Source organism: Caulobacter sp. P1_D6 (genome assembly GCF_056406095.1).
Map to the genome: position 1 here is coordinate 70,536 of NZ_JBFUAW010000004.1, position 22,924 is coordinate 93,459.

At 67.4% G+C, this 22,924-nt stretch carries 26 protein-coding genes and 1 tRNA gene; 17 read left to right on the forward strand and 10 right to left on the reverse strand.

Annotated elements, in window-relative coordinates; genetic code table 11:
* The first annotated feature begins 9 nt into the window (after positions 1-9).
* Both AC1DYP_RS02420 and AC1DYP_RS02425 read left to right on the forward strand, forming a co-directional pair.
* On the forward strand, positions 10-1,638 hold the full coding sequence (locus AC1DYP_RS02420) for an NAD(P)/FAD-dependent oxidoreductase (RefSeq protein WP_477044971.1): 1,629 nt from the start codon (positions 10-12) through the stop codon (positions 1,636-1,638).
* Positions 1,639-1,666: 28 nt separating this feature from the next.
* Positions 1,667-2,290, forward strand: a complete 624-nt coding sequence (locus tag AC1DYP_RS02425) for a glutathione S-transferase family protein (protein WP_477044972.1) — start codon at positions 1,667-1,669, stop codon at positions 2,288-2,290.
* Between the two features lie 53 nt (positions 2,291-2,343).
* On the opposite strand, the gene AC1DYP_RS02430 is transcribed toward AC1DYP_RS02425, so the two are convergent.
* The gene (locus tag AC1DYP_RS02430) at positions 2,344-3,066 is read right to left on the reverse strand and encodes a winged helix-turn-helix transcriptional regulator (protein WP_477044973.1); all 723 of its coding nucleotides are present in this window, start codon (positions 3,064-3,066) and stop codon (positions 2,344-2,346) included.
* Between the two features lie 173 nt (positions 3,067-3,239).
* Here AC1DYP_RS02430 and AC1DYP_RS02435 point away from each other — a divergent pair, with 173 nt between their 5' ends.
* On the forward strand, positions 3,240-4,388 hold the full coding sequence (locus tag AC1DYP_RS02435) for an acyl-CoA dehydrogenase family protein (protein ID WP_477044974.1): 1,149 nt from the start codon (positions 3,240-3,242) through the stop codon (positions 4,386-4,388).
* On the opposite strand, the gene AC1DYP_RS02440 is transcribed toward AC1DYP_RS02435, so the two are convergent.
* Positions 4,346-5,191, reverse strand: coding sequence for a protein NO VEIN domain-containing protein (locus tag AC1DYP_RS02440; RefSeq protein ID WP_477044975.1), 846 nt, complete (start codon positions 5,189-5,191; stop codon positions 4,346-4,348). The genes AC1DYP_RS02435 and AC1DYP_RS02440 overlap by 43 nt on opposite strands.
* A gap of 90 nt (positions 5,192-5,281) precedes the next feature.
* Between AC1DYP_RS02440 and AC1DYP_RS02445 the strand changes: the two genes are divergently transcribed.
* Positions 5,282-5,452, forward strand: coding sequence for a hypothetical protein (locus AC1DYP_RS02445; RefSeq protein WP_477044976.1), 171 nt, complete (start codon positions 5,282-5,284; stop codon positions 5,450-5,452).
* 71 nt (positions 5,453-5,523) lie between these two features.
* Positions 5,524-6,084 carry a hypothetical protein gene (locus AC1DYP_RS02450; RefSeq protein ID WP_477044977.1) on the forward strand — a complete coding sequence of 187 codons (561 nt, stop codon included), beginning with the start codon at positions 5,524-5,526 and terminating at the stop codon, positions 6,082-6,084.
* A gap of 228 nt (positions 6,085-6,312) precedes the next feature.
* Here the strand turns inward: AC1DYP_RS02450 and AC1DYP_RS02455 are convergent, their stop codons facing one another.
* Complete coding sequence (locus AC1DYP_RS02455; RefSeq protein WP_477032109.1) at positions 6,313-7,032, reverse strand: sensor histidine kinase; 720 nt, start codon at positions 7,030-7,032, stop codon at positions 6,313-6,315.
* 342 nt (positions 7,033-7,374) lie between these two features.
* On the opposite strand from AC1DYP_RS02455, the gene AC1DYP_RS02460 reads away from it, so the two are divergent.
* The 8 genes from AC1DYP_RS02460 (at position 7,375) to AC1DYP_RS02495 (ending at position 14,388) form a co-directional block, all read left to right on the forward strand.
* Positions 7,375-7,614 (forward strand): hypothetical protein, encoded by a 240-nt coding sequence (locus tag AC1DYP_RS02460; RefSeq protein WP_477032110.1) that lies wholly within the window; start codon positions 7,375-7,377, stop codon positions 7,612-7,614.
* Between the two features lie 117 nt (positions 7,615-7,731).
* Positions 7,732-9,837: an acylase gene (locus AC1DYP_RS02465; protein WP_477044978.1), complete on the forward strand. Its 2,106-nt coding sequence runs from the start codon at positions 7,732-7,734 to the stop codon at positions 9,835-9,837.
* 117 nt (positions 9,838-9,954) lie between these two features.
* Entirely contained in the window at positions 9,955-10,089 is a 135-nt protein-coding gene (locus AC1DYP_RS02470) for an entericidin A/B family lipoprotein (protein WP_018061959.1), read from the forward strand.
* Between the two features lie 299 nt (positions 10,090-10,388).
* Positions 10,389-10,787 carry a DUF983 domain-containing protein gene (locus AC1DYP_RS02475; protein ID WP_477032112.1) on the forward strand — a complete coding sequence of 133 codons (399 nt, stop codon included), beginning with the start codon at positions 10,389-10,391 and terminating at the stop codon, positions 10,785-10,787.
* An 87-nt stretch (positions 10,788-10,874) separates the two neighbouring features.
* Complete coding sequence (locus AC1DYP_RS02480) at positions 10,875-11,729, forward strand: hypothetical protein (protein WP_477044979.1); 855 nt, start codon at positions 10,875-10,877, stop codon at positions 11,727-11,729.
* 108 nt (positions 11,730-11,837) lie between these two features.
* Positions 11,838-11,993, forward strand: a complete 156-nt coding sequence (locus AC1DYP_RS02485; protein ID WP_018061962.1) for a DUF3309 family protein — start codon at positions 11,838-11,840, stop codon at positions 11,991-11,993.
* 106 nt (positions 11,994-12,099) lie between these two features.
* Positions 12,100-13,557, forward strand: coding sequence for an MFS transporter (locus tag AC1DYP_RS02490; RefSeq protein WP_477044980.1), 1,458 nt, complete (start codon positions 12,100-12,102; stop codon positions 13,555-13,557).
* A 93-nt stretch (positions 13,558-13,650) separates the two neighbouring features.
* The gene (locus AC1DYP_RS02495; protein ID WP_477045024.1) at positions 13,651-14,388 is read left to right on the forward strand and encodes a DUF599 domain-containing protein; all 738 of its coding nucleotides are present in this window, start codon (positions 13,651-13,653) and stop codon (positions 14,386-14,388) included.
* Between the two features lie 42 nt (positions 14,389-14,430).
* On the opposite strand, the gene AC1DYP_RS02500 is transcribed toward AC1DYP_RS02495, so the two are convergent.
* Positions 14,431-14,778 (reverse strand): MmcQ/YjbR family DNA-binding protein, encoded by a 348-nt coding sequence (locus tag AC1DYP_RS02500; RefSeq protein WP_477044981.1) that lies wholly within the window; start codon positions 14,776-14,778, stop codon positions 14,431-14,433.
* On the reverse strand, positions 14,775-15,428 hold the full coding sequence (msrA, locus tag AC1DYP_RS02505) for a peptide-methionine (S)-S-oxide reductase MsrA (protein WP_477044982.1): 654 nt from the start codon (positions 15,426-15,428) through the stop codon (positions 14,775-14,777). Before msrA ends, AC1DYP_RS02500 begins: the two co-directional genes overlap by 4 nt.
* 154 nt (positions 15,429-15,582) lie before the next feature.
* On the opposite strand from msrA, the gene AC1DYP_RS02510 reads away from it, so the two are divergent.
* Positions 15,583-15,672: transfer RNA gene (locus AC1DYP_RS02510), tRNA-Ser, on the forward strand.
* A 116-nt stretch (positions 15,673-15,788) separates the two neighbouring features.
* Positions 15,789-16,064 (forward strand): plant Invertase/pectin methylesterase inhibitor family protein, encoded by a 276-nt coding sequence (locus AC1DYP_RS02515; RefSeq protein WP_477044983.1) that lies wholly within the window; start codon positions 15,789-15,791, stop codon positions 16,062-16,064.
* A gap of 241 nt (positions 16,065-16,305) precedes the next feature.
* Here the strand turns inward: AC1DYP_RS02515 and AC1DYP_RS02520 are convergent, their stop codons facing one another.
* From AC1DYP_RS02520 to AC1DYP_RS02535, 4 genes are all read right to left on the reverse strand, one after another.
* Positions 16,306-18,252, reverse strand: coding sequence for a hypothetical protein (locus AC1DYP_RS02520; protein WP_477044984.1), 1,947 nt, complete (start codon positions 18,250-18,252; stop codon positions 16,306-16,308).
* Entirely contained in the window at positions 18,249-20,111 is a 1,863-nt protein-coding gene (locus AC1DYP_RS02525) for an alpha-L-fucosidase (RefSeq protein ID WP_477044985.1), read from the reverse strand. The genes AC1DYP_RS02520 and AC1DYP_RS02525 overlap by 4 nt, the downstream gene beginning before the upstream one ends.
* Positions 20,112-20,174: 63 nt before the next feature.
* Positions 20,175-20,423 carry a hypothetical protein gene (locus AC1DYP_RS02530; protein ID WP_477044986.1) on the reverse strand — a complete coding sequence of 83 codons (249 nt, stop codon included), beginning with the start codon at positions 20,421-20,423 and terminating at the stop codon, positions 20,175-20,177.
* Entirely contained in the window at positions 20,420-20,626 is a 207-nt protein-coding gene (locus tag AC1DYP_RS02535; RefSeq protein ID WP_477044987.1) for a hypothetical protein, read from the reverse strand. Before AC1DYP_RS02535 ends, AC1DYP_RS02530 begins: the two co-directional genes overlap by 4 nt.
* A gap of 48 nt (positions 20,627-20,674) precedes the next feature.
* On the opposite strand from AC1DYP_RS02535, the gene AC1DYP_RS02540 reads away from it, so the two are divergent.
* Together AC1DYP_RS02540 and AC1DYP_RS02545 are read left to right on the forward strand one after the other, a co-directional pair.
* Positions 20,675-20,866, forward strand: a complete 192-nt coding sequence (locus AC1DYP_RS02540) for a helix-turn-helix domain-containing protein (RefSeq protein ID WP_477044988.1) — start codon at positions 20,675-20,677, stop codon at positions 20,864-20,866.
* 444 nt (positions 20,867-21,310) lie between these two features.
* A complete protein-coding gene (locus AC1DYP_RS02545; protein WP_477044989.1) occupies positions 21,311-21,712 on the forward strand; it encodes a GreA/GreB family elongation factor in 402 nt (133 codons plus the stop codon).
* Here AC1DYP_RS02545 and AC1DYP_RS02550 read toward each other — a convergent pair.
* Entirely contained in the window at positions 21,709-22,857 is a 1,149-nt protein-coding gene (locus tag AC1DYP_RS02550; RefSeq protein ID WP_477044990.1) for an alpha/beta hydrolase family protein, read from the reverse strand. The two genes, AC1DYP_RS02545 and AC1DYP_RS02550, sit on opposite strands and share 4 nt — an antisense overlap.
* Between the last annotated feature and the right edge of the window lie 67 nt (positions 22,858-22,924).

Below are 22,924 nucleotides of genomic sequence, written 5' to 3' on the forward strand. Positions count from 1 at the left end.
ACCCACCCCATGCTCCGCCTCTCCGACCTCAAGCTCCCTCTCGACCACCCGCCCGAGGCCCTCGCCCCGGCGATCTGCAATCGCCTGGGTATCCCCGAGCGCGACCTCCTCAGCCACACGATCGCCCGCCGCGCCCATGATGCGCGGAAGAAGGCGGCGATCCTGATGGTCTATACGGTCGACGTCGCGCTGCGTGACGAGGCCGCCGTGTTGGAGCGGTTCGAGCGGGACAGCCAGGTGCGGGCGAGGCCCGACACCGACTATCGCCTGGTGGCGCAGGCTCCGAAGGACTTCGCCGGCCCCCGCCCCGTCGTCATCGGCGCTGGCCCCTGCGGCCTGTTCGCCGGGCTTATCCTGGCCCAAATGGGCTTCAAGCCGATCATCCTGGATCGGGGCAAGGTGGTGCGCGAGCGGACCAAGGACACCTGGGGCCTGTGGCGGCGCGGCGAGCTGAACCCGGAGTCCAACGTCCAGTTCGGCGAGGGCGGCGCGGGCACGTTCTCGGACGGCAAGCTCTACAGCCAGGTCAAGGATCCGCGCCACCTGGGCCGCAAGGTGCTGGAGGAGTTCGTCAAGGCCGGCGCGCCCGAGGAGATACTGACCGAGGCCCACCCGCACATCGGCACCTTCCGCCTGGTGACCATGGTCGAGAGCATGCGCGAGACCATCGAGGCCCTGGGCGGCGAGTACCGCTGGCAGCACCGGGTCGAGGACTTCGACATCGAGACCGCCACCGACGGCTCGCGCAGGCTGAAGGGCCTGCATCTGTCGACCGGCGACTATCTGGAGGCCGACCACGTGGTGCTGGCCGTCGGCCACAGCGCCCGCGACACCTTCCAGGTGCTGCACGACCGGGGCGTCCACATCGAGGCCAAGCCGTTCTCGATCGGGGTGCGGATCGAGCACCCGCAGTCGTGGATGGACAAGGCCCGCTTCGGGGCCTGCGCCGGCCATCCGGACCTGGGCGCGGCCGACTACAGCCTGGTGCATCACTGCGCCAACGGCCGCGCGGTCTACAGCTTCTGCATGTGCCCGGGCGGCACAGTGGTGGCGGCGACGTCCGAGCCCGAGCGCGTCGTGACCAACGGCATGAGCCAGTATTCGCGCAACGAGCGCAACGCCAACTCCGGCTTCGTGGTCGGCATCGATCCCGAGCGCGACTATCCGGGGCACCCGCTGGCCGGCATCGAATTCCAACGCAAGTGGGAGAGCCTGGCCTATACGGCGGGCGGCTCGACCTACGCCGCCCCGGCCCAGAAGGTCGGCGACTTCCTGGCCGGCAAGGCGTCGCAGGAACTCGGCGTCGTCGAGCCCTCCTACAAGCCGGGGGTCAAGATGACCGACCTGGCCGAATGCCTGCCGCCGTTCGTGATCGAGGCCATGCGCGAGGCCCTGCCGGTGTTCGGCCGCCAGATCGCGGGCTACGACCACCCCGACGTGCTGCTGACGGGCGTGGAGACCCGCACCTCCTCGCCGATCCGCATCACCCGGGGCAAGGACTTCCAGAGCCTGAACGTCGCCGGCCTGTTCCCGGCCGGCGAAGGCGCGGGCTACGCCGGCGGCATCCTCTCGGCCGCCATCGACGGCATCAAGGTCGCCGAGGCGGTGGCGGCGGCCTATGTAGGGGAGACGGCCTAGTTCGCCGCCAAAGCTTACGGAGCCCGTCATGCTCAAGATCCTCGGCCGCACCTCCTCGCTGAACGTCCGCAAGGTGCTGTGGACCTGCGACGAGCTGGGCCTGGCCTATGAGCGCGAGGACTGGGGCACGGGCTTCGCCTCGACCCGCAGCCCCGAGTTCCTGGCCCTCAATCCCAACGGCCTGGTGCCGGTGCTGATCGACGAGCAAGGGGCGCTCTACGAGAGCAACACCATCTGCCGCTACCTGGCCGCCCGCTACGGCCACGGCCACCTGCTGCCCGTCGAGCCCCGCCCCCGCGCCGGGGTCGAGCAGTGGATGGACTGGCAGGCCACCACCCTGAACCCGACCTGGGGCTACGCCTTCCTGGCCCTGGGCCGCCCGACCCCGGGCTATGACGACCCGGACAAGATCGCCGCCAGCCTCGAAGCCTGGAACAAGGCCATGGCCATCCTCGACCAGCGCCTGGCCGAAACCGGCGCCCACGCCGCCGGCCACGACTTCACCCTGGCCGACGTGGTGCTGGGCGTCTCGGTCCACCGCTGGAAGGCGACGCCGATGGAGCGGGCCGACCTGCCGGCGGTCGAGGCGTACTACGCGCGGCTGAAAGCGCGGCCGGAGTTCGGGCGGTGGGCGCTGGACGCGGTTCCCTAGCCCTCCTCTCCGCTCATCCCGGCGAAGGCCGGGATGAGCGGATCTAAAAGGAGCTAGCTCGCGAGCTTCCGCGTCTTCGCGAACGGGCTGAGGCCCAGCCAGGACTGCATGTTCGACGCCAAACCCGCGTCCCCCGTCAGCATCATCCGCTGGCTGTCCAGCGCCGCGCGGACGGTGTCCAGGCCCATCCAGATGGCGGTCATCGTCCGCAGGTCGCTGGCGACATAGAGATCGACGTCGAAACCGGGATCGACCGAGCACAGATCGACCGGCGCGCCGGCCCTGCTCGCGTGGGGGCCCGCGTCCGGCTCGACGATCAGCCACCAGGAGCGGTCGACGGCCGGCTGCTCGGCGTAGAGGAACTGGATGACGCTGCGCCGCCGAGGCATCGGCTCCAGGTTCAGCTTGCGGCGCATGTCCCACATCAGCAGGGAGGCGTCGAGCTGCTGCAGCGACAGCTCGCTGGTCACCCAGCGCTGGCCCCAGTGGCCCATGGCCTCGACCATGGTCTCCAGCTCACGGCCGGCCGGGGTCAGGTGATATTCCAGCACCCCGCTCTCGCGGCCGGCGACGCGGCGCACCACCCCGGCGTCCTCCAGGTCGCGCAGGCGCTGGACCAGCAAGGCCGGCGACATCCGCGGCACGCCGCGCCGCAGGTCGTTGAACCGGGTCGAGCCGGCGACCATCTCGCGCAGCAGCACCACGGTCCACCGCGTGCACAGCACCTCGGCCGCCATCGCGACCGGGCAGAATTGCCCATAGCTGCGCTGAGACATCGCCACCTCCGAATGACAGAACGATGTTAGATTAAACCCGCCAGGCCGGGCGGACCAGTTCAGTAGATGTACCGGCCAGGTTCAGTTGCTGAACTAGCTGACGAGGGCACGCCTTGGGCAAGGTCGAGGAACCGGCGGGGTCAGGCCCCGCCTCCGACAAGAAGGTTCAAGACATGCCGCTCGACACCGCCGTTCCCGAGACCGCCGCCGCCAGCATCGACTGGCTGGCCCGCGCCGAGGTCCTGGCCCAGACCATCGCCGCCCAGGCCGCCGCCCACGACGCCGACGACAGCTTCGTGGCCGACGCCTACGCCCAGCTGAAGGCCGGGGGCTTCTTCAAGGCCCTGGTCCCCGTCGAGTTCGGCGGCGGCGGGGCCGATGTCGCCGAGGTGTGCCAGGTGATCCGCCGCCTGGGCGCGGCCTGCGGCTCGACCGCCCTGGCCTTCGCCATGCACAGCCACCTGGTGGCGGTCGCCGCCTGGCGCTGGCGCAAGCAGGGCGCGCCGACCGAGGGCCTGCTGAAGCGCGTCGCCGCCGAGGACCTGGTGCTGGTGTCCAGCGGCGGGTCGGACTGGCTGGCCAGCGGCGGCCAGGCGGTCAAGGTCGAGGGCGGTTTCGCGATCACCGCCCGCAAGGCGTTCTCCAGCGGCTGCCTGGCCGGCGACCTGCTGATGACCAGCGCGGTCTGGGACGACCCCGAGGCCGGCCCCACCGTGTTGCACTTCGCCGTGCCGCTGAAGGCCGCAGGGGTCGAGATCGCCCCGACTTGGCGCACCCTGGGCATGCGCGGCACCGGCTCGCACGACGTGGTGCTGACGGAGGTCTTCGTGCCCGAGGCCGCGATCTCGGGCCGGCGCCCCAGCGGTCCGTGGCACCCGCTGTTCCACATCATCAGCATGATCGCCTTCGCCCTGATCTATTCGGCCTATCTGGGCGTGGCCGACGGCGCGCGGGCCCGGGCGCTGGAGATCGTCCGCCGCAAGTCGCCGGACCCGCACGTGGCCGAGCTGGTCGGCTCGATGGAGAACGCCTTCGCCAGCGCCGAGATGGCGTGGGAACGGATGGTCGACACCGCCGAGACCGGCGCGCCGGGTCTAGACAGCACCAACCGCGCCATGATCTGCCGCACCCTGCTGGCCCGGGGCGCGATCGCCACGGTCGAGCGGGCCATGGAGGCGGCGGGCGGGGCGTCGTTCTATCGCGACACCGGCCTGGAGCGGGCGTTCCGCGACATCCAGGGCGCGCGCTTCCATCCTCTGCAGGACGCGCCGCAGCGGCGCTATTCGGGCAGGGTCGCGCTGGGCTGGGACATTGATGGCTGAGTCTGGGACGGCTGAGCCTGAGGCTGGCCCCGCACCCGGAACACCCGGGCCTCTCTAGCCACGTCGTACAGGCGATAGATGATGAACGCCCCCGGCTGGGCCTCGCGCAGGGCTTCCTCCGCGGGGGTCAGCCGGCACGGCGTGGCCGGGCCGCCGGTGGTGGTCTTGACCGCGATGCGGCGGGCCGCGCCGGTGCGGCTGAAACTGACCAGGTCGCAGCCCTCCTCGTCGGTGGGCAGGGCCAGGCGGATCTGGTCCGCCAGGTCCTGGCGGCCGCGCTCCTCCAACCGGCGCTGCTCGTAGACCAGGGCGGCGGCGACGCCGATCCGGGCCAGCATGCGGGCCTCGTGGTCGCGGGCGGCGGGGTCGAACTTGGCCACCAGCCGTTCGGCCCGCTCGCTGGGCGGAACGTGATGGGCCCGCGACGGGGCGCCCTCGGCCAGGATCGGCGCGACGGCGCGACCCAGCAGGATCGGCGGCTGGGCCAGGTCCTTGAGGGCGCCGGGCTTGGCGGTCAGGCAGCGGTCGATCGAGTCGACCAGGCTGTCGCCGAAGTCCCAGCGCGGCGGATGGTCCTTGAGGGTGGGCAGGCCGATCAGGGTCAGCACCGCCGAGATCTCGCCCTGCAGGAAGGTGATCGCCCCGCCCGAGCGGTTGGTGACGAAGCGCAGGGCGCGCTGGTGGTTGGCCGGATCGTAGGCGCGGCCGGTCATCACCTTGTCGAGCATGACCAGATAGTCGCCGACCACCAGGTCCTGCTCGGCCTCGTTCCAGGTCTTGCCGTTGATCGCCGAGTCGCCCACGCGGGGACGATGCCCCAAGCCGGGCCCGGACGCCAGGATTCGGGTCCGCAGCCTCCGGACAGATCGCGCCGACCGTGCTAGAAGCCGCTCATGACCGACCAGCCTGACGATCCCAACGAGACCCCGATTCAGCGCGCCCTGCGCCTGAAGAAGGCCGCCCTGGCCGCCAAGCCCAAGCCGCCCCGCGGCGGCCGCTTCCAGCGCGAGCAGGCCGCCGCGGCCGCGTCGAGCAGCAAGAACAAGCCCTGGATGACGCGATAGGCGCTGGATCGCGCGCGTTTCTCCCAAGCGGCGCCTTGAGAACGCCGTGCTTTGACCGCACGTTGAGGACCATGCGCGCCATCCCCTTCGCCCTGCTCCTCTGCCTCGCGGCCGGCCCGGTCCTGGCCCAGACGGCCAAGCCGGCGACCAAGCCGCTCGCGGAGCCGCCGACGCCGGTCTCGCCCGTCACCGTCATGCCGCCGACCGAGAAGCCCAAGGTGGTCGCCACCTGGCCGGCCAGCGGCGAGACGATCACCCCGGGCGTGCTGGTCCTGAAGGTGGTGTTCGACCAGCAGATGACGCCGCGCGACTTCGCCTACGGCCTGGGAACGGACGGCGACACGCTGAGCTGCCTGAAGACCCCGCGTCTGCTGAACGACAACAAGACCTTCGTCCTGCTGTGCACGACACTGCCGGGCAAGACCTACACCGTCGCGCTGAACCCGGGCGCGCCCGGCGGTCCCGCCTTCAGCAACCTGGCCGAAAACCGCGCCGAGCCCGGCGCCCTGACCTTCACCACCGGCACCGGCGAGCCGGTCACCAAGCTGCGCGACGCCATCAAGGCCGCCGGCCTGGGCGGTCTGGACATGCCCGTCGAGGAAGCGCCGGACGCGCCCAAGACCGCGCCCTGATCGGAGGTCGCGACATCCACGGAAGGGAATTGGGGGAGAGCCGGCCGAATTCGTGCGTCGGGACACCCCGGCCGGCTCTCGGCCTGCGGCTGGACGCGCCCCGTCGGAAGTAGGCGGCCCGGCGCGTCGAGGGGAATCGGGGGAGGACACCTCGACGTCTGCAAGCCCGCTCAGGTTGCAACATCCGCGTCGGGGCTGCCATCAGGTAAAACCCTAGAACGCGATCGTTTAGTCCCGATTGGGCCACAGGGGGATGACGCGGTGCTCGTCTTCGGCGCCCAGGGTCAGCCGTACGGTCAAGCCGATGCCGCGGGACTCGTAGACCAAGTCCGCGCCCAGCTGTCGGGCCAGGCCGCGCACCACGCGGAAGCCCAGGCCGCCGTCGCTGAGCGGATCGAAGTCCTCGCTGAGCCCCACGCCGTCGTCGGTGACCTCGACCACCAGACCGCGGCCGGTCGAGCGGCACGACACCAGGATCCGGCCGGCCACGCCGCTGGGATGGGCATACTTCAGGGCGTTGGTCACCAGCTCGCTGACGATCAGGGCGACCGGGGTGGCCTGGTCGGGCCGCACCATGCAGCCGCCGGCGTCCCTGTGGGTGATGGTGGTGTCGCCGGCGAAACTGACGGTCTCCATCAGGCTGTTGCACAGCTTGGCCAGGAAACGTCCCAGGTCGATGCCGCCTTCGACGTCGCCGGGCGCGCCTGACAGCAGTCGGTGCAGTTCGCCGACCGTCTCGATGCGGGCCGCCACCTCTTCCAGAACGATGCAGGCCTCGCGGGCCGACAGCGCCTGGCCGGCCTTGTTCACGCGGGTGGCTTGCAGCCGCGTATAGCCCGCGATCAGGGCCAGGTTGTTGGCGATGCGATGCTGGGCTTCGCTGAGCCGGTCGTCAGACCCGACATGGCGAACGGCCGCACCACCGAACTCTCGGTGCTCGACGTCCATGACTCGGGGGCTTTCAGTGAGGCGGCAGGATATTCCGTCGCCCCATACAAGCACAACTCAAACAAAAATGCGATGGTTTTGTTTGACGAAGAATCCCAGCTTTATTTATCTGCCTTACAAATCACGCCTTATGTCGGAAACTCGACTGATCAATTACCTAAATTCAGAGTTTTGATCACTTGACGCTTACTTAGCGAAACACGCCTAGCGCGCTTAATGAGTAAGTGGCATATTTTCGATCTAGTGCGGTTTTTGAGTGTTTATGGAACCCCATGGCGGAGCTCGCGCGTTAACTCCACCAGACACAAGGAGCGTTGCCCCTTTTCCGGGGGCCGAGATCCCATGAACGACCTGACCCGCCCCGAACGCCTGCAGATCATGCTCACGCAGGAAGAGCTCGCCGCGTTGGACGATTGGCGCTTCGCGCGCCGCATGCCCAGCCGCGCAGCGGCCGTGCGCGAACTGCTCAAGCGCGGCCTGGAAGCCGAAGGCGTCCAGTCGGCCGAAGGCAAGATGCGTTCGCGCGACTTCGGCGTCGTGGACGGCCCCATGCGCTCCAGCGCCTCCGGCGACGGCGAGTAGCCCCGCGTCCCAGGCTCGCCGTTTTCGAGCAAGCCTGGCCTTTCCCCAACGTCCACCTTTCGCCGGCGGCGATCCGCGCCCATCATCGTCTCAAAAGAGCGATAGGGGCGGAACGTCATGCGGTGGATCCTGCGAGGCCTGGCGGCCGTCGTCTGCTTGGCGCTGGTCGCCGTGCTGGCCCCGATCGGGCTCGACCTCGCCACCCGGCCGCCCAAGCCCGACACCCAGGCCCTGATAACCAAGGCCGCGACCTATGACGTCCGCATCCGCCGCGACGAATGGGGCGTGCCGCACATCCTGGGCAGGCGCGACGCCGACGCGGCGTTCGGCCTGGCCTACGCCCAGTCCGAGGACGACTTCGCCACGCTGCAGACGGTGGTGCTGGCCACCCGCGGGACCCTGGCCCGCCGGGACGGCGCCAAGGCGGCGGTCACCGACTATCTGGTCGGCCTGCTGGACGTCTGGCCGACGGTCGAAGAGGGCTACCCCAAGCTGCCGGCCGACCTGCGCGCCGTGCTCGAGGCCTATGCCGACGGGGTCAACTACTACGCCGCCACCCATCCGAAGGCCGTGTCGCCAGGCCTGCTGCCGCTGACCGGCAAGGACGCCCTGGCCGGCTTCGTGTTCAAGCAGCCGTTCTTCTACGGCCTGGATGGCGAGCTGAAGCGGCTGAACGCGCCGGAGACGCCCCAGAAGGAGCCGCCCAAGGGCTCGAACGGCCTGGCCCTGGCCCCGTCGCGCACCGCCGACCACCTGCCCCGCCTGCTGGTCAATTCGCACCAGCCCTATACCGGCCCGGTGGCCTGGTACGAGGCCGTGGTCGAGAGCGGCGACGGCTGGCACGTGGCCGGCGGCTTCTTTCCCGGCGCGCCGTTCATGCTGCACGGCCACAACGCCCATCTGGGCTGGGCCAATACGGTGTCCAAGCCCGACCTGTTCGACGCCTACCGCCTGACGATCAATCCCCAGAACAAGAACCAGTACCGGCTGGACGGCGCCTGGCGCGACTTCCAGCGGCACGACGTGAAGATGAAGATTAGGCTGTGGGGTCCGATCGTCATCCCGGTGACCAAGCGCGCCCTGCGCACCGTCCACGGCCCGGTGCTGGAGACCAAGCACGGCCTGTTCGCCCTGCGCTACGCCGGCATGGGCGAGTACCGCCAGCCGCTGCAGTACTGGCGGCTGAACAAGGCGCGGAACGTCGAGGAATGGCGGGCCGGCATCGCCACCCACGCCTTGCCCAGCCTGAACTACATCTATGCCGACGCCGCCGGGAACATCGGCTTCGTGCACAACGGCCAGTACCCCAACCGCCGCGAGGGCGTGGACTGGAGCGGCGTGCTGCCCGGCGACCGGTCCGACCTGATCTGGCACGGCTATCGCCCGGTCGCGGCCATCCCGCAGCTGTGGAACCCCAAGTCGGGCTACGTCTACAACTCCAACAACAGCCCGTTCCTGGCCAGTGATCCGGCCGACAACCTGAAGGCCGCGGACTTCCCGACCAGCCAGGGCCTGCAGACCAACCTCACCAACCGCGCCCTACGCGTCCAGGAGCTGGTCGGCGCCGATCCGGCGATCACCGACGAGGCGTTCCGCCGCTACAAATATGATCTCAGATACAGCGAGCACTCGTCCGAGGTGGCGATGATCAAGGCGCTGACGGCGCTCGATCCAGGGACCGACGCCGACCTGAAGGCGGCCCAGGCGATCCTGCGCGGCTGGGACCGGCGCACCGACGTCCACAACCGCGCCGCCGCCCTGGCCTCGCTGACGATCCAGCCGATCCTGGTCGCCCAGATCAACGGCGATCCGCCGCCCGTCCCGCTGGACAGCCTGAAGGCGGCGATCACGACCCTGAAGGCGAACTTCGGCCGCCTGGATCCGGAGTGGGGCCAGGTCAACCGCATCCGGCGCGGCAAGGTCGACCTGCCGATCGACGGCGGGGCCGACACCTACCGCTCGGTCTGGGGTATCCCGCAGAAGGACGGGACCCTTACCGCCGACGCCGGCGACACCTTCATCATGTTCGTGCGCTGGGACGCGGCCGGGGTTGTGCATTCCGACAGCATCCATCAGTTCGGCTCGGCCACGCTGGACGCGAGCTCGCCGCACTATGCCGACCAGACCCCGCTGTTCGCGACCATGCGCACCAAGCCGGTGCTGTTCACCGAAGACGCGCTGCGCGGCCACGTGAAGGAGGACTACCGGCCGGGCAAGCGCTGACACCCAGGTTCGGCGCCCAGGTTCGGCGCCATGACTTCGCCGTGGTGACGCGCTTGAACGTGGCCGTGGGCCAAGGTTAAGGTCCGCCGCCATTTCTCCAACTTTAGAGACCTCTCCATGCGCAAGATCGTGATCCTCGCCACCGTGGCCGCCGCCCTGATGGTTTCGGCCTGCAACACCGTCGCCGGCGTCGGCCAGGACGTGTCGGCCGCCGGCCGCGCGGTGACCAACACCGCCAAGGACGCCAAATAGTCGCAGCATCAAGGGTTGCGGACTTCGACCGAACAAGGTCCGCGACCCTTGGTATAGTTAAGCTGCGGCGCCGCACGGCCCCGCTGACGTTACGTTTTCCCAGAGCGGACCGTGACTTATCCACAGAACCCCAAAACAGTTGTGGTTAACGGTCCCGAGTAACGGCGCTTCTACTCGCTCGCCTTGCGGGTGAATTCTTGAACCGCTAGCCGTTCATCTCAACGAAAACTGATTCAAAATGGCGCATGCGACCGCGCGCCCCCTTTCGCCAGGACCGTCGCGGAGGCATATCCACGCCCATGAACGAGCAGACCTCCCCCTGCCCGCCTCCGGTCAGCATGCTGACCGGCATGAAGCGCGGCGTCCGCCACCGTTGCCCCAACTGCGGCGAGGGACGGCTGTACACGCGCTACCTGAAGGTCGACCTGGATTGCGAGGTCTGCGGCCATGACCTGGCGCGCTATCCGGCCGACGACGGCCCGGCCTATTTCACGATCCTGATCATCGGCCACCTGGTGGTCGCGCCGCTGCTGCTGTTCCCGTTCATCTGGAAGATGTCGCCGGTGCTGGTGGTGCCGCTGACCGTGCTGCCGCTGGCCGCCCTGACCCTGATGCTGCTGCCCCGCGTCAAGGGCGCGGTGATCGGCGCCCTGTGGGCCGTGGGCCTGCGCAAGGCCGAGGACTGCCCGGGCGGCTGAGCCGCGGCGCACGACGACGCTTCGCGCGAGGATTGATAAACCGCCCGCATAGCGCGACTATGACGCCGCTCGATGGAGAGCGCGGTCATGGCGGACTTCCTTTTCTGGGTGGCGACCCTCGGCGGCCTCGCGATCTTCGGCCTCATCAGCCAGGCGTATGTCCGCTTCCTGCGTCGCCGGCTTCCGCCGATCCTGGCGACCATCGCGGTGCTCCTGTCGGCCCTGGCCGCTTTCGTCGTCTTTCTCCTGGTCGCTGGCTTGCTGATCGTCGGCGGCGGCATGGGCATGAAGTCCGCGACGGAGGCGCCCCCGTCGCCCTGCGCCATCGAAGGCCAGGTCTGCGACGACATCGAGCGCGAAGCCTACCTGTCGGACCTCGCCCGCCGACAGATCCGCGACATCCCCGTCTTCGTCGGCTGGCGCGACGAGCTGCGCTGGGGCGAGCAGACCCGCATCACGGCCGTCATCGCCTCGGCCGACCGCGCGGCGGCGCAAGCCTCGATCGGCAAGGCCCTCACCGACCAGCATGTCGATCAGCAGACCGTGGCGATCGGACGAAAGGTCCGCGCCGAGCTGACCGGCGACAACGTCGAGATCGTCAAGCCCGAGCAGACGATCCGCGACGTGACCCGCCTGCAGAACGTCACCTTCGAATGGCTGGTGAAGCCAACGCGTCCGGGCAAGACCGTGCTGACGCTGCGGATCTTCAACGAACTGGTCACGCCGGGCGGCCCGGTCGAGCTCGAGCGGCCGGCGCTTGTCCACGAGATGTCGGTGAAGATCGGCCTCCTGGACTGGCTGACCTGGCAGATGGACAGGATGAAGGGCCTGCAATGGGCGGTCGGCGGGGTGATCGTCGTCCTGGGCTTCGCCTTCGCCAACCGCGCCAAGCTGCGCCGCTGGTGGAGACGGCGGCAGGGGGCCAAGCCCCCAAAGCCCTAGCGGGCGCCCGCCCCCGCCAAAAAACCCTCGCGGAACCTTGGCCGCACCCCTCGCATTCCCTTCCCCGAACCCGAGCGCGCAACGCGCCCGGATGCAACGGAGACGGACATGCTTGGCACGATCCTCATCATCATCCTGATCCTGGCCCTGATCGGCGCCCTGCCGACCTGGGGCCACAGCCGCTCGTGGGGCTACTATCCGTCCGGCGGCCTGGGCCTGGTGCTCGTGATCATCATCATCCTGGTCCTGATCGGCAGGATCTAGCGACCATACGGAGACACGCGCATGCGCGTGTCTCCGACCGCCCGCGCGCACTTCCCTGGACGACCCATGTTCGCCTAAGGTCCCGCCACGACACACGGGGAGCGACATGACCGACACCGCTACGGCGACGCCGCCCCAAGGCGCCGCGCCCTTGAGCGCTTGGCGTCGGACCCGGGCCATCCTGGGCGGATCGGCCGGCAATCTGGTCGAGTGGTACGACTGGTTCGCCTACGCCGCCTTCTCGATCTATTTCGCCAAGATCTTCTTCCCCAAGGGCGACCAGACCGCCCAGTTGATGCAGACGGCCGCCATCTTCGCGGTCGGTTTCGGCGCGCGGCCCGTCGGGGCCTGGCTGATGGGGCTGTACGCCGACCGCAAGGGCCGCAAGGCCGGCCTGACCCTCGCCGTGGGCCTGATGTGCGTCGGCTCGCTGGTCATCGCCCTGTGCCCCGGCCACGCCACGATCGGCGACGCCGCGCCGGTGATCCTGTTGCTGGCCCGCCTGCTGCAAGGCCTGTCGGTGGGCGGCGAGTACGGCGCCAGCGCCACCTATATGAGCGAGATGGCCGGGCGGAAGCGTCGCGGCTTCTGGTCCAGCTTCCAGTACGTGACCCTGATCATGGGCCAGTTGGTGGCGGCCCTGGTGCTGGTGATCCTGCAGAACACCCTGAGCAAGGAAGACCTGGCCGACTGGGGCTGGCGCATCCCATTCTTCGTGGGCGCGGCCCTGGCCGTGGTGGTGTTCTGGATCCGCACCGGCATCGAGGAAAGCGTCTCGCACCAGAACGTCTCGACCGCCGCGCGCGACCCGGTCAGCCGCCGCCAGGTCGCCTGGGTGAGCGGGCTCCTCCTGGCCACCGTCGGGTCCATGGTCGTGGGCTTCACGGACGCGCCGTTCGCCGCGACGATGCAGTACGGGGCGGTGCTCCTGCTGGTCGCGACCTACGTCGCCCTGGCCGCGCCGCTGGTCTCGCGCCATCCCAAGCAGACCCTGGCGATCATCGGCCTGACCGCCGCCGGCTCCTTGGCCTTCTACGCCTACACCACCTACATGCTGAAGTTCCTGACCAACACGGCCGGCTTCGACAAGGCCACGGCCGGGGCGATCAACCTGGCCACCCTGGCCGGCTTCATGCTGATCCAGCCGCTGTTCGGCTGGGCCTCGGACAAGGTCGGCCGCAAGACCATGCTGGTCTTCGCCTTCGGGGTGGGCGCCCTGATCGCCTGGCCGGTGTTCAGCCTGACCGCCAAGGCCGCCAGCCCGGCCGTCGCCTTCGGCCTGATCTTCGCGGCCCTGTTCGTGCAGTCGGGCTACACCTCGATCAGCGCCGTGGTGAAGGCCGAGCTGTTCCCCACCCACGTGCGCGCCCTGGGCGTGGCCCTGCCCTACGCCATCGGCAACGCCGCGTTCGGCGGCACGGCCGAGTACGTCGCCCTGTGGTTCAAGCACGAGGGCATGGAGAGCGGCTTCTACCTCTATGTGTCGGCGATCATGGCCGTGGGCCTGACGGTCTCGCTGCTGCTGAGGGACACGGGCAAGCACAGCCTGATCCTCGAGGACTGATACCGCTCCCCCTTTCACCGACTCTCGTTACGGCCTTAAGTTCGCTCCATGTCCTCCACGCTCTCCCACGCCCTGTCCAAGCAGTTCCTGGCCATGCCGATCATCGATCTGCTGGTCCTGGCCTTCTTCCTCTTCTGCTGGCTGTTCTACGAGCCGATGCTCAAGCGGCTGGGCCACGAGAAGAACGTCATCAACACCGACATGACGGTGATCCGCCGCCGCTGGATGGCCGAGATGGCGGTGCGCGAGATCGCCCTTCTGGACGGCCAGCTGCTGGGCCACGCGATCAATTCGGCCTCGTTCTTCGCCTCGTCCAACCTGATCCTGATCGCCGCGGCGGCCGGGGTGCTGTTCGGCGGCGACAGCGCGCTGAAGACCATCGAGGGCATCGCCGTCCTGGCCCCGGCCTCGGCCCTGGTGTTCCAGATCAAGCTGGGCGTCGTGCTGATCGCCCTGGCCCGCGGCCTGCTCGATTTCATCTGGGCGATCCGCCAGATGAACTACTGCCTGGCCGCCATCGGCGCGACGCCGATGTGGGCCCCGCGCGCGGTGCTGGAGGAATATGCCGAGGCGACCGGCGCGATCCTCAATCCGGCCCTGTCGGCGTTCAACGCCGGGGTGCGCGGCTACTATTTCGCCCTGGCGGCGGCGGCCTGGCTGCTGGGGCCCATCGCCTTCGCGGTGGCGACCGGCGGGGCGATGATCCTGCTGCTCTGGCGCCAGCGCCGCAGCCCAGCCTCGGCCGCCGTGCGCAAGGTCCGCCAGATCCTGGAACGCCAGCCGGTGGTGATCGGTCCCCACCTGGCCGGCAAGGACAGCGAGCAGGTTTAGGGGAGGCAAGGCCCTCCCCCCTGTGGGGGAGGGTTTGGAGCCCTAGAGCCCCAGTTCCGCCCGCGCCTTCCTGGTCAGCTTGGCGGCGATCAGGCCATGGGCCGTCTTCAGCCAGTCGGCCACCTCGTCCGCGTCCTCGGCGGCGAGGTCGGCGAAGTGCAGCCACTTGGCGCGCGCCAGATAGGGCGCCGGGATGGCCCGGCCCGTCTCGCTCAGCACCTCGAACGCCACGTCCGAGGCCTTCAGCGAAAAGCCGCTCGCGCCCACGGCCCCGCCCAGCACGGCGAACATCTTGCCGCCCACCTTGTAGACGTGGTCGTCGCCCCACTGGATCGTCATGGTCGCGCCCGGCAAGGCCAGGGCGGCGGCGTCGAAGGCCTCGGGGGTCATGCCCGCACCCCCACGCCGATCGGACAGACCACGCCGGTGCCGCCGATGCCGCAATAGCCCTCGGGATTCTTGGCCAGATACTGCTGGTGATAGTCCTCGGCGAAGAAGAACGGCCCGGCCGCGCCGATCTCGGTGGTGATGGTCCCCAACCCCTGGGCGTCCAGGGCCTGCTGATAGGCCTCCTTCGAAGCCACCGCGGCGGCGGCCTGGCTGTCGGAGGTGACATAGATCCCCGAGCGGTACTGGGTGCCGATGTCGCCGCCCTGGCGCATGCCCTGGGTCGGGTCGTGGTTCTCCCAGAAGGTCTTGAGCAGGGTCTCGTAGGTGACCGAGCGCGGGTCGAACACGATCTGCACCACCTCGGTGTGGCCCGTGCGGCCGGTGCAGACCTCCTCGTAGGTCGGGTTCGGGGTGATCCCGGCCGCGTAGCCGACGGCGGTGACATAGACGCCCGGAACCTTCCAGAACACCCGCTCCACGCCCCAGAAACAGCCCATGGCCAGCACCGCCACCTCCATCCCGTCAGGATAGGGACCCTTCAGCGGATGGCTGTTGACGAAGTGGGCCTTGGCCGTCGGGATCGCCGCCGCGCGCCCCGGCAGAGCGGTGTCGACGGTCGGCATTTCGAGGGTTTTGGGGGCGGAAGCCATGACGGGATCTCGGGATCGAAACAGAACCATCGATACTAAGGTGTTCGCGATCTCGTTTCACCTCGTATGGCCGCTTGCTACCGCAACCTTCCTGAGTATATTGCGCCCCTTCCTGCGTCGGGGGCCTCAACCGCCTTCCGCATCTGGTGCGCATGGTGAGGTGGCCGAGTGGTTGAAGGCGCACGCCTGGAACGCGTGTATAGGGGAAACTCTATCGAGGGTTCGAATCCCTCTCTCACCGCCACCGCTCCCCAATAAAAACAACCACTTAAGTGCGCCAAGATTTCTGCTTTGGCACAGTTGCGCACCGTCCGCTTCTTGAAGGTGGATAGCAGGCGCGCGCTATGACAAGTCTGAGCGATGAAGATTCCCGACGGCTTCCATGAACTCTGCCAAGGGCTCCACCAAGATGCGCTCTACCTCGCTCAGGATAGCATTGAGCGACTCGCATCCGATTGTGTGGAACATGTTCGACGAGATCACAGAGCGGACCTCCGCGAGTTCTTGCGCAGCGCGGTACAAGAGCGAACGGCAGCGGAACTGAAGGGCGAAATCAATCGGCAGAAACCGGACATTCGTCTCTCTTCAGCCGATGCGAAGATCTTCCTAGAAAACGCTCTTCACTTGCTGGGCTGACAGGCGGTAGCTGCGGCAAAGGAGGAGCGGTCGGACTTCAGCGGAAGCTTGGCGCCGACTACTGCCTAGTGGACAAGGTCTCGACCTGTCGAACGCCAGGGTGTGGCGGTGTCGTGGGGTTTCGGTATGGCCACGGCTACAACACGCCCTCACGCCCCCCTAAAGGCGACAATGGAGCGGCGCTGACTGATGCCTGGCCAGGATGGGTTGGCGAGGGACCGGAGGAGATGAGAGAAGGTCCCTACCCGCACCCCTGATCTACCAGAGAGACAACCGTGTCCTTGGTCAGGTTCAGAACCGCGACGCCAGACGCAGCGGGTTCTGACTTCACCGGTCCCCTGACCGACCACTTCCGACCGGTGAACATTGCGCCGTCGAGGGCGACGCGGCTCGCGGGCGGGGGCTCACGGGCCGCTTCGGGCGCTGTGACCGACGCGAAGCCATAGTAGTTGTAGACGCCGAAATTGTTGTTCTCGACCATGACCTGAGCTGAGCACTTGTCTTGTTGGATGACGTAGGCTCGCACCTGGGAGTCGGACGTTGCCTTGACCAGGGGCGGCGTCGAGGCCAGTAACCGGCTGACGATCAGATGATGCGGCCGCAGGCCGTAGTTGAAGAAATAGTATCCAGCTGGATACGCCAGGGTCTCAACCTGAGCTTTGCCCACGACCCGATGAAACGCTATGGCTCGGCCAAGTCCGCGCAGCGATGCATCCACCTTCAGAGCGGGATCGATGGGCTTGTAGTCGAGAACCGGCGTCGAGTGGAAAGTGTCGGTCGTGGTCTTGTCGCCGAAGTCCACTTCATCGCGCGGGATGAAATAGGCTGACTCCAGGAACTGCAGGCCCGTGAGGTTCTGCATCACCGGATTGTTAATGAACTCGCCGGAGAACGAAGGTTCGATGATCACCTTGGCGCTAGAGGTAGTCAGCGCGGCGCTCACAGCCGGAGTGAAGATGCCGCGGTAAAAGGGCTGGCTTGGAATGTAGACCACGGCCGGCTTCAGGCCCGCCAATTGGTCCGGCGTGGCGTAAGCGACCGAGTATCCGTCCTGCTCCAGCATCATGGCGGCGCCAACGGCGGCGTTGATCCACACATCGCCAGTCGCGTAGGCCGTGTTGACGATGTCGCCCAGAGCGGGGTCGAGCAAAACGACGGCATCCACTTTGCGTTTGGAGCCTGGCGGTAGGGCTACAGGGGCGCGCGAGGGAAGCCAGGAGCCGCCCTGGTGCTTGAGCAGTTCAGCGACGGCGTTCCTAGGGCTCAGGAGAGACTCGGAAGCTCCGGCGCGGCGGCGATAATCCAGCCGGGTGTTCAGAAGGTCCGTGAAGTCCAGACGCGGGCTGTCGGCGGAGCGTGGAACCGCGACCTCAACCGCGTTGAAGGCGAAAGCCATCTGACGGAGATTGGTGGGCGTGGCGCGGAAGGGCGCGACATTGGCCACGCGCATTTCGTGGGGTCCGCTGCCGGCCGTGAAACGGGTTCGGTAGAAGTCCTGGAAAAAGCGATCGCCCAGGCTGCGCTCGAAAATCGCCGTCTCCTTGCCGTTAAGCGAGATGAGGGCATTGGCTGAAAGGTAGGCGTCGAGCGTCAGGTAGCCGCTCGCACCAGGCTCCAGCGGAAGGTTCAGTGTGACCGGGTCGTTTCCGTAGCGGAAAAACTTGTTCCACACCCAGCCGGCCGTCTTGTAAGCGCCCTCGGCGTAGGACAGGTTCTCGCCAAGAAACGGCTGATCGTCCGGCTTGCCGAACATGATTTCGTAGGACTGAAAGCGTCCTGTTCCGCCGGCGGGCTCAGCGGTCAGCACGTCGACCGGCTTGGTGACATCGTCGGTGAGGATCCAGGGCGACGAGGGCTCAAGCATCAGATGGGCGCGGTTATCGGCCCCGATGTACTTGGCCGGCAGGTAGATGAAGGCGTCAACAAAGCGCATGTCGCTCTGCCGCACGGTCGAGACGACGTCTCCGGTCTTCACGTCGCGGACGAGCACGACCTGGGTGGAGAAATCCGAATACGCCTCGTTCCCGCGAACGAAGGTGAAGGACGGCCTGGCATTGATGCGGAAGTGGACGAACTGCGTTTGGCCGGCCTGAACCTCAAGATCCAGGGGAAGCTGACGAGCAATGGTATCGGCCGAAGCTGGGGCGCCAATGAACAGGGCCGCCAGAGCGCACAGAGCGATCCTCATTGCGTGCACTCGATCTTGGAGAGGGTTTCAAACGGCTGGGCGACGATTTCACGGCCGGCGGGAAACTTTGTCTCTCCAGTGAGTGTCTTCTGGACACAAGACCAGCTTCGGTCGAACCGAACCGTCACCGGCGGCGTGACGTCCAGCTTGTCGAAAAGCGTGTGCCGGCCAAGCGTGGATCCCCCCCAAGCGACTGACGACAGATAGACCGTCAACTTATGCTCGTCCCCGTAGGGTAGCGCATAGACGTAATCGGGCTTGCCGGGAAAGGTGACGGGATTGCGCAGGTCGCTCGTGAAGCTGGCCATGACGCGGTCATCGACCCGATCCACGATCCAGATTTCACCGCCCGACTTCGCGCGGATGACCTCGCACCCTGCCGGCTTCGGGCAAAGCGGATTGCTTGCCTCTTGGAACCGGGGGTCTTGGCGGAGGGCCGACAACACGCGCTTGGTCTTGTCGTCGGCGCGGGACTCATTCACGCTCCACAGCACCTTCGCGCCAGCAGCCGCCAGGTCGCCGACGAGCTGAGGACGCTCGACCCGTTCCATGCGCGGAAACACGACGTGCGAATAGCTGCCCTGGCTGACTAACGTCTCCGTCGTCAGAGCGTGGGCGATCCCGGCCCCAAACAGCCCCAGAGACACCGCGCGCAGGTCGCCGAAGCGCCGCGTCGCCACCGCATCGCCATTCGTATCGACCACGGCCAACTTCGCCAGGAGCTTCTGGCCATCCTTGGTGCTGAAGCCGAGGTGTTGTTGGAACTCGTCGTAGACGTCGATCGCCGGCTGGATGCGGTCTGGCGCGATCGTCCCGTCCAGGCCAAGCGGAAGGTAGAAGCTCATCAACGACCGATTGGCGACAGCGACGGCTAGTTCCTGCTTTAGCTGAGCCTTGCCCTTGTACTGGAAAGCCGTGGCGCCCTCGGACTGAGCAAAGAGTGGATAGACAATCTCTGCTCCTCCCTTGAGCCGCTGGCTGAACAGAGACTCGATGTAGGCTTCCCCCAGGGCGAAGAACGGCAGATCCACGGCGACAGTGCCGTAGCCCTTGGGCTCGGGGCTGGGGTCACGCACCGTGAAGGCGGCGTTGATCGACCAGTTCAGCGGCTTCCTCTGCCGCGCGAAGAAGGCCTCCAGCTTGGCCACGTAGCTGTCACGGTAGGAGTCGTAGGTGAACTGGACAAAGGCCGGATAGCTGGCCTGGGGGTAGTCTGTCGGGACCGGCAAGCCCGTCTTCGCCGCGAAGGCCTTGGTTGTGGCCGGGTTCCAGCTTTCGTGCAGGGTCCAGTAGTCGGCGTCGAGGAAAAAGCCGTCCGGATGATAGCGATCGATGATCTCCTGCAGCCCGGGCAGCAAGACCTCGTCGGCAAAGGCGGAGTTGTGATCGATCACCGTGGCCCGAACGCCGTTGCCGAAAATCCGCAGGTATTCAGGATGCAACTCGGCCAGCGCGTCGTTTCGCAACGTGCTGACGTAGACGATCATCTTGGTGTCGGCGCGCTCGGTCTCTTCGCGCCAGATCTTGAGGAGATCCTGACCGGGAGCCTTGAGTAGGGGATAGGCCTTGCTGGGCCGCTGTTGGGGGAAGAACTTACTGGGGTACTGCGCGTGGCCGTCATGCCCCACGGCAAATACGACAACCCGCTCGGGCCGAACCCTCTCTAGGGTGCCCCGGATGCTCGCCCGCAAAACGGACTCGTCGAACTCAAAGGGCTTGTTCGGATAGACGATGTGATTGTCGATCAGCAGGACGACGTCGCGCTTGGCGGCCGCCTGGGCGACCGAAGGGGCTGGCGCCGACAGGACCGCCGTTACGGCCGCAGCAGCCAGCCAGCGCCTTGTAAATAGTCGCTTCATCCGTGTGGCGCTCCAAGGTGGTAGCACCTCTAGCGCACGGCGCGAGCTTCGGCCAAGGCCTTCCTAAGCGGCGGCCTCGGCAACGGCTGCTGCGGCGGCATCCATGGTTGGAAACTCGCCTAGGCCCGCGTCTCCGCGGCCGGTGTTTGGAACGCCCTGGAACGCCAGCCAAGGGCTCGCCAGCGTCTGGTCGTCCTTGAGGTCTCTGCAGCGAACCACGCCAAGCAAGACCTGATCGCCATCCACCACGGCGCGCAGATCGAAATTCGGAGCGTAGTTCGCGTAGGGGGTCTCGATGCTTGAAAAGGTCACGCTGCGGTTCCTCCAAGTTCGGCGCGCCCGACACCACCAATGACGCGGTATTGCCAGGCCACTTCGGTGCCTGCGGTCGATGGGGCCAGGGTCATGGCGATGCTGACCTGCACGCCCGTGATGTTCGTCACGAAGTCAGGCATGCCGGTGAAAGACGACGCGGGATTGGTGTAGCCCAAGGCGGCAATGTCCGTGGCCGTCACGTTCGTGCCGTCGTGACGCAGGCTGTGTTGAGGGGCAGGAGAGCGACCATGCCTGAGAAGCTGGCCTACACCATCGCCGAGGCGGTCGAAGCGACCGGGCTGTCCGACGACACGCTTTACCGCAAGCACCAGGCGGGGGAGATCACCATGAAGAAATCCGGCCGCCGGACRCTCATCGACGCGGACGATCTCAAGCGCCTGATCGCCAACCTTCCCGCCCTCCCGAGGCGCGCGGCTTAGGCTGAAACTTAGGCTCCAAATATTTTCCGGCGCATTTCCCCTTATTCAGCAAGGGGGATGTGTCGGTCTCTCTCACCGCCACCGCTCTTCCTTGAATTTGACATCGGGGCGCCGCGTCCCCACTTAACAGTCACCGAGCGCGACAAGATCGCGCCGGACGCCTGATCACAGGCTTCCAGTCTCCAAAGCTCGCGCTCAGCGCCGAGGGCTTGGAGCCAGACGGAAAATCCCCGCCATGCCCTTTTCAGATCGGCCGTAAGAGACGGCCAGCGTCGCCTTAAGGCCACGCATGATCCTGAGCAGGGCCGCGGCTTCGTTCCCGAAGCTTACGGTCTTCATGAAACGCTTGCGCCGCATGCGCTGCGTTTGCCGAGCCCTCACACGGTCCCGCGCTCAGAAAGCGCCGGCCAGGGCTCAAGACAAATCCAGAAAGACACTACGACTATGTTTTCCACCCAAACCCAATCCCAAGCCCTGCCCGCGGTCTATGTGACCGAGGCCGACTTCGAGATCCTCTCCAACCTGGCCGACGCCGCCGCCGGCCGCGCGCCGGGCGGCCGCGTGCTGGCCGACGAGATGGCCCGCGCCGTGATCGTCGAGCCCGACGAGGCGCCCCGCCCGTTCGTGCGCATCGGCTCGCGGGTCGCGTTCCAGGACCTGTCCAACGACCAAACCCGCATCGTCCACATCAGCCTGCCCCGCGACGCCAGCATCGACGACAACCGCATCTCCGTGCTCAGCCCCGTGGGCGCGGCCCTGATCGGCCTGACCGCCGGCGAAGCCTTCCACTGGACCGACCCCGAGGGCCGGGCGCGCGGCGTCCGCGTGCTGGCGGTGCACGACTAGAAGCCCCGCTCCTCCAGCCACCCCCGCACCGCCGCCACCGCTTGCGGCAGCAGGTCCGGCCGCTCGATGTAGTAGTGGTCGGCTCCCTCGATCTCGACATAGCGCTTGTCGGCGCAGCCCAGGGCGTCGAACAGGCGACGGGCGTGGCTGGGGGTGCAGGCCAGGTCGGCGGTGTTGCTGATCACCAGGGCCGGACAGCTGATGTTGGCGGCGTTCAGCACGCCGTTGGCGCGGCTCTCGTCATGGCTCCATTGCGACAGCCACGAGCGCAGGGTCGTGAACCGCGCCAGGCCCACCGGCCCGTCGTTGGCGATGCGCGGATCGCCCAGATAGCAGGCGTGCGGCCGGCGGTCCGACGGGTCCTGGGTTGGGTCGGTCCAGCGCACGTCGCACATGGTGCCGTAGACCACGAACGGCCGCTCCATGTCCGGGTCGCGGGCCTTCAGCGCCGTCAGCGTTTCGCGGACCCGGGCGGTGATGTGGCGGTTGCGGGCCAGTTGGGCGTGGCGGAACACCGTGACGAACGCCGCGTCATAGGGTGGCTGGTGCGGGCAGTTGGGGGCATAGATGTCCAGGGCGGGGTCGCGGTCGAAGGGCCGGTCCTCGTCCAGGATCGAGGGGTCCAGCCATTCGGTCAGGGTCACCGAGCGGCTGATGTGGGCGGCCAGCAGCATCACCCCGTCGGCCGGCTGCAGCCCCGCCCCGACCAGATCGACCGGATCGCCGGCCGGGGTGTGGGTGATCGTCGGCTGCTCGGCCTGCTCCTGATAGAACAGCGACAGCGAGCCGCCGCCCGACCAGCCGCCCAGGATCACTGTCTTGTAACCGAACCGGGTCTTCAGGTCGGCGACGCAGGCCCCCAGGTCCAGCACGCACTTCTCCAGGATCAGCGCCGTGTCGTTGCCGCGATACCGCGTGTTGCAATAGACGACATGCCGCCCGGCCCTCGCCAGGGCCGTGACCAGCGGCAGGAACGAGCCGCCGCCGATCGGGTGGCTGAACAGGATCACGGTGTCGGAGTCGCCGGCTTCGGGCCGGATGCGCATGCACTCGACGAACACCTGGCCGTCGGGACCGCCATAGGTCTCCTTCAGCCGGGAGCGTTCGGCATAGGCGTAGCCGTAGGGCTCGCGAACGACGCGCATCGAACCACTGCTCACTTGCCGCCCCTTACGTAACCTCGTTATCTGAAGGCTCAAGGACAGGAAATTG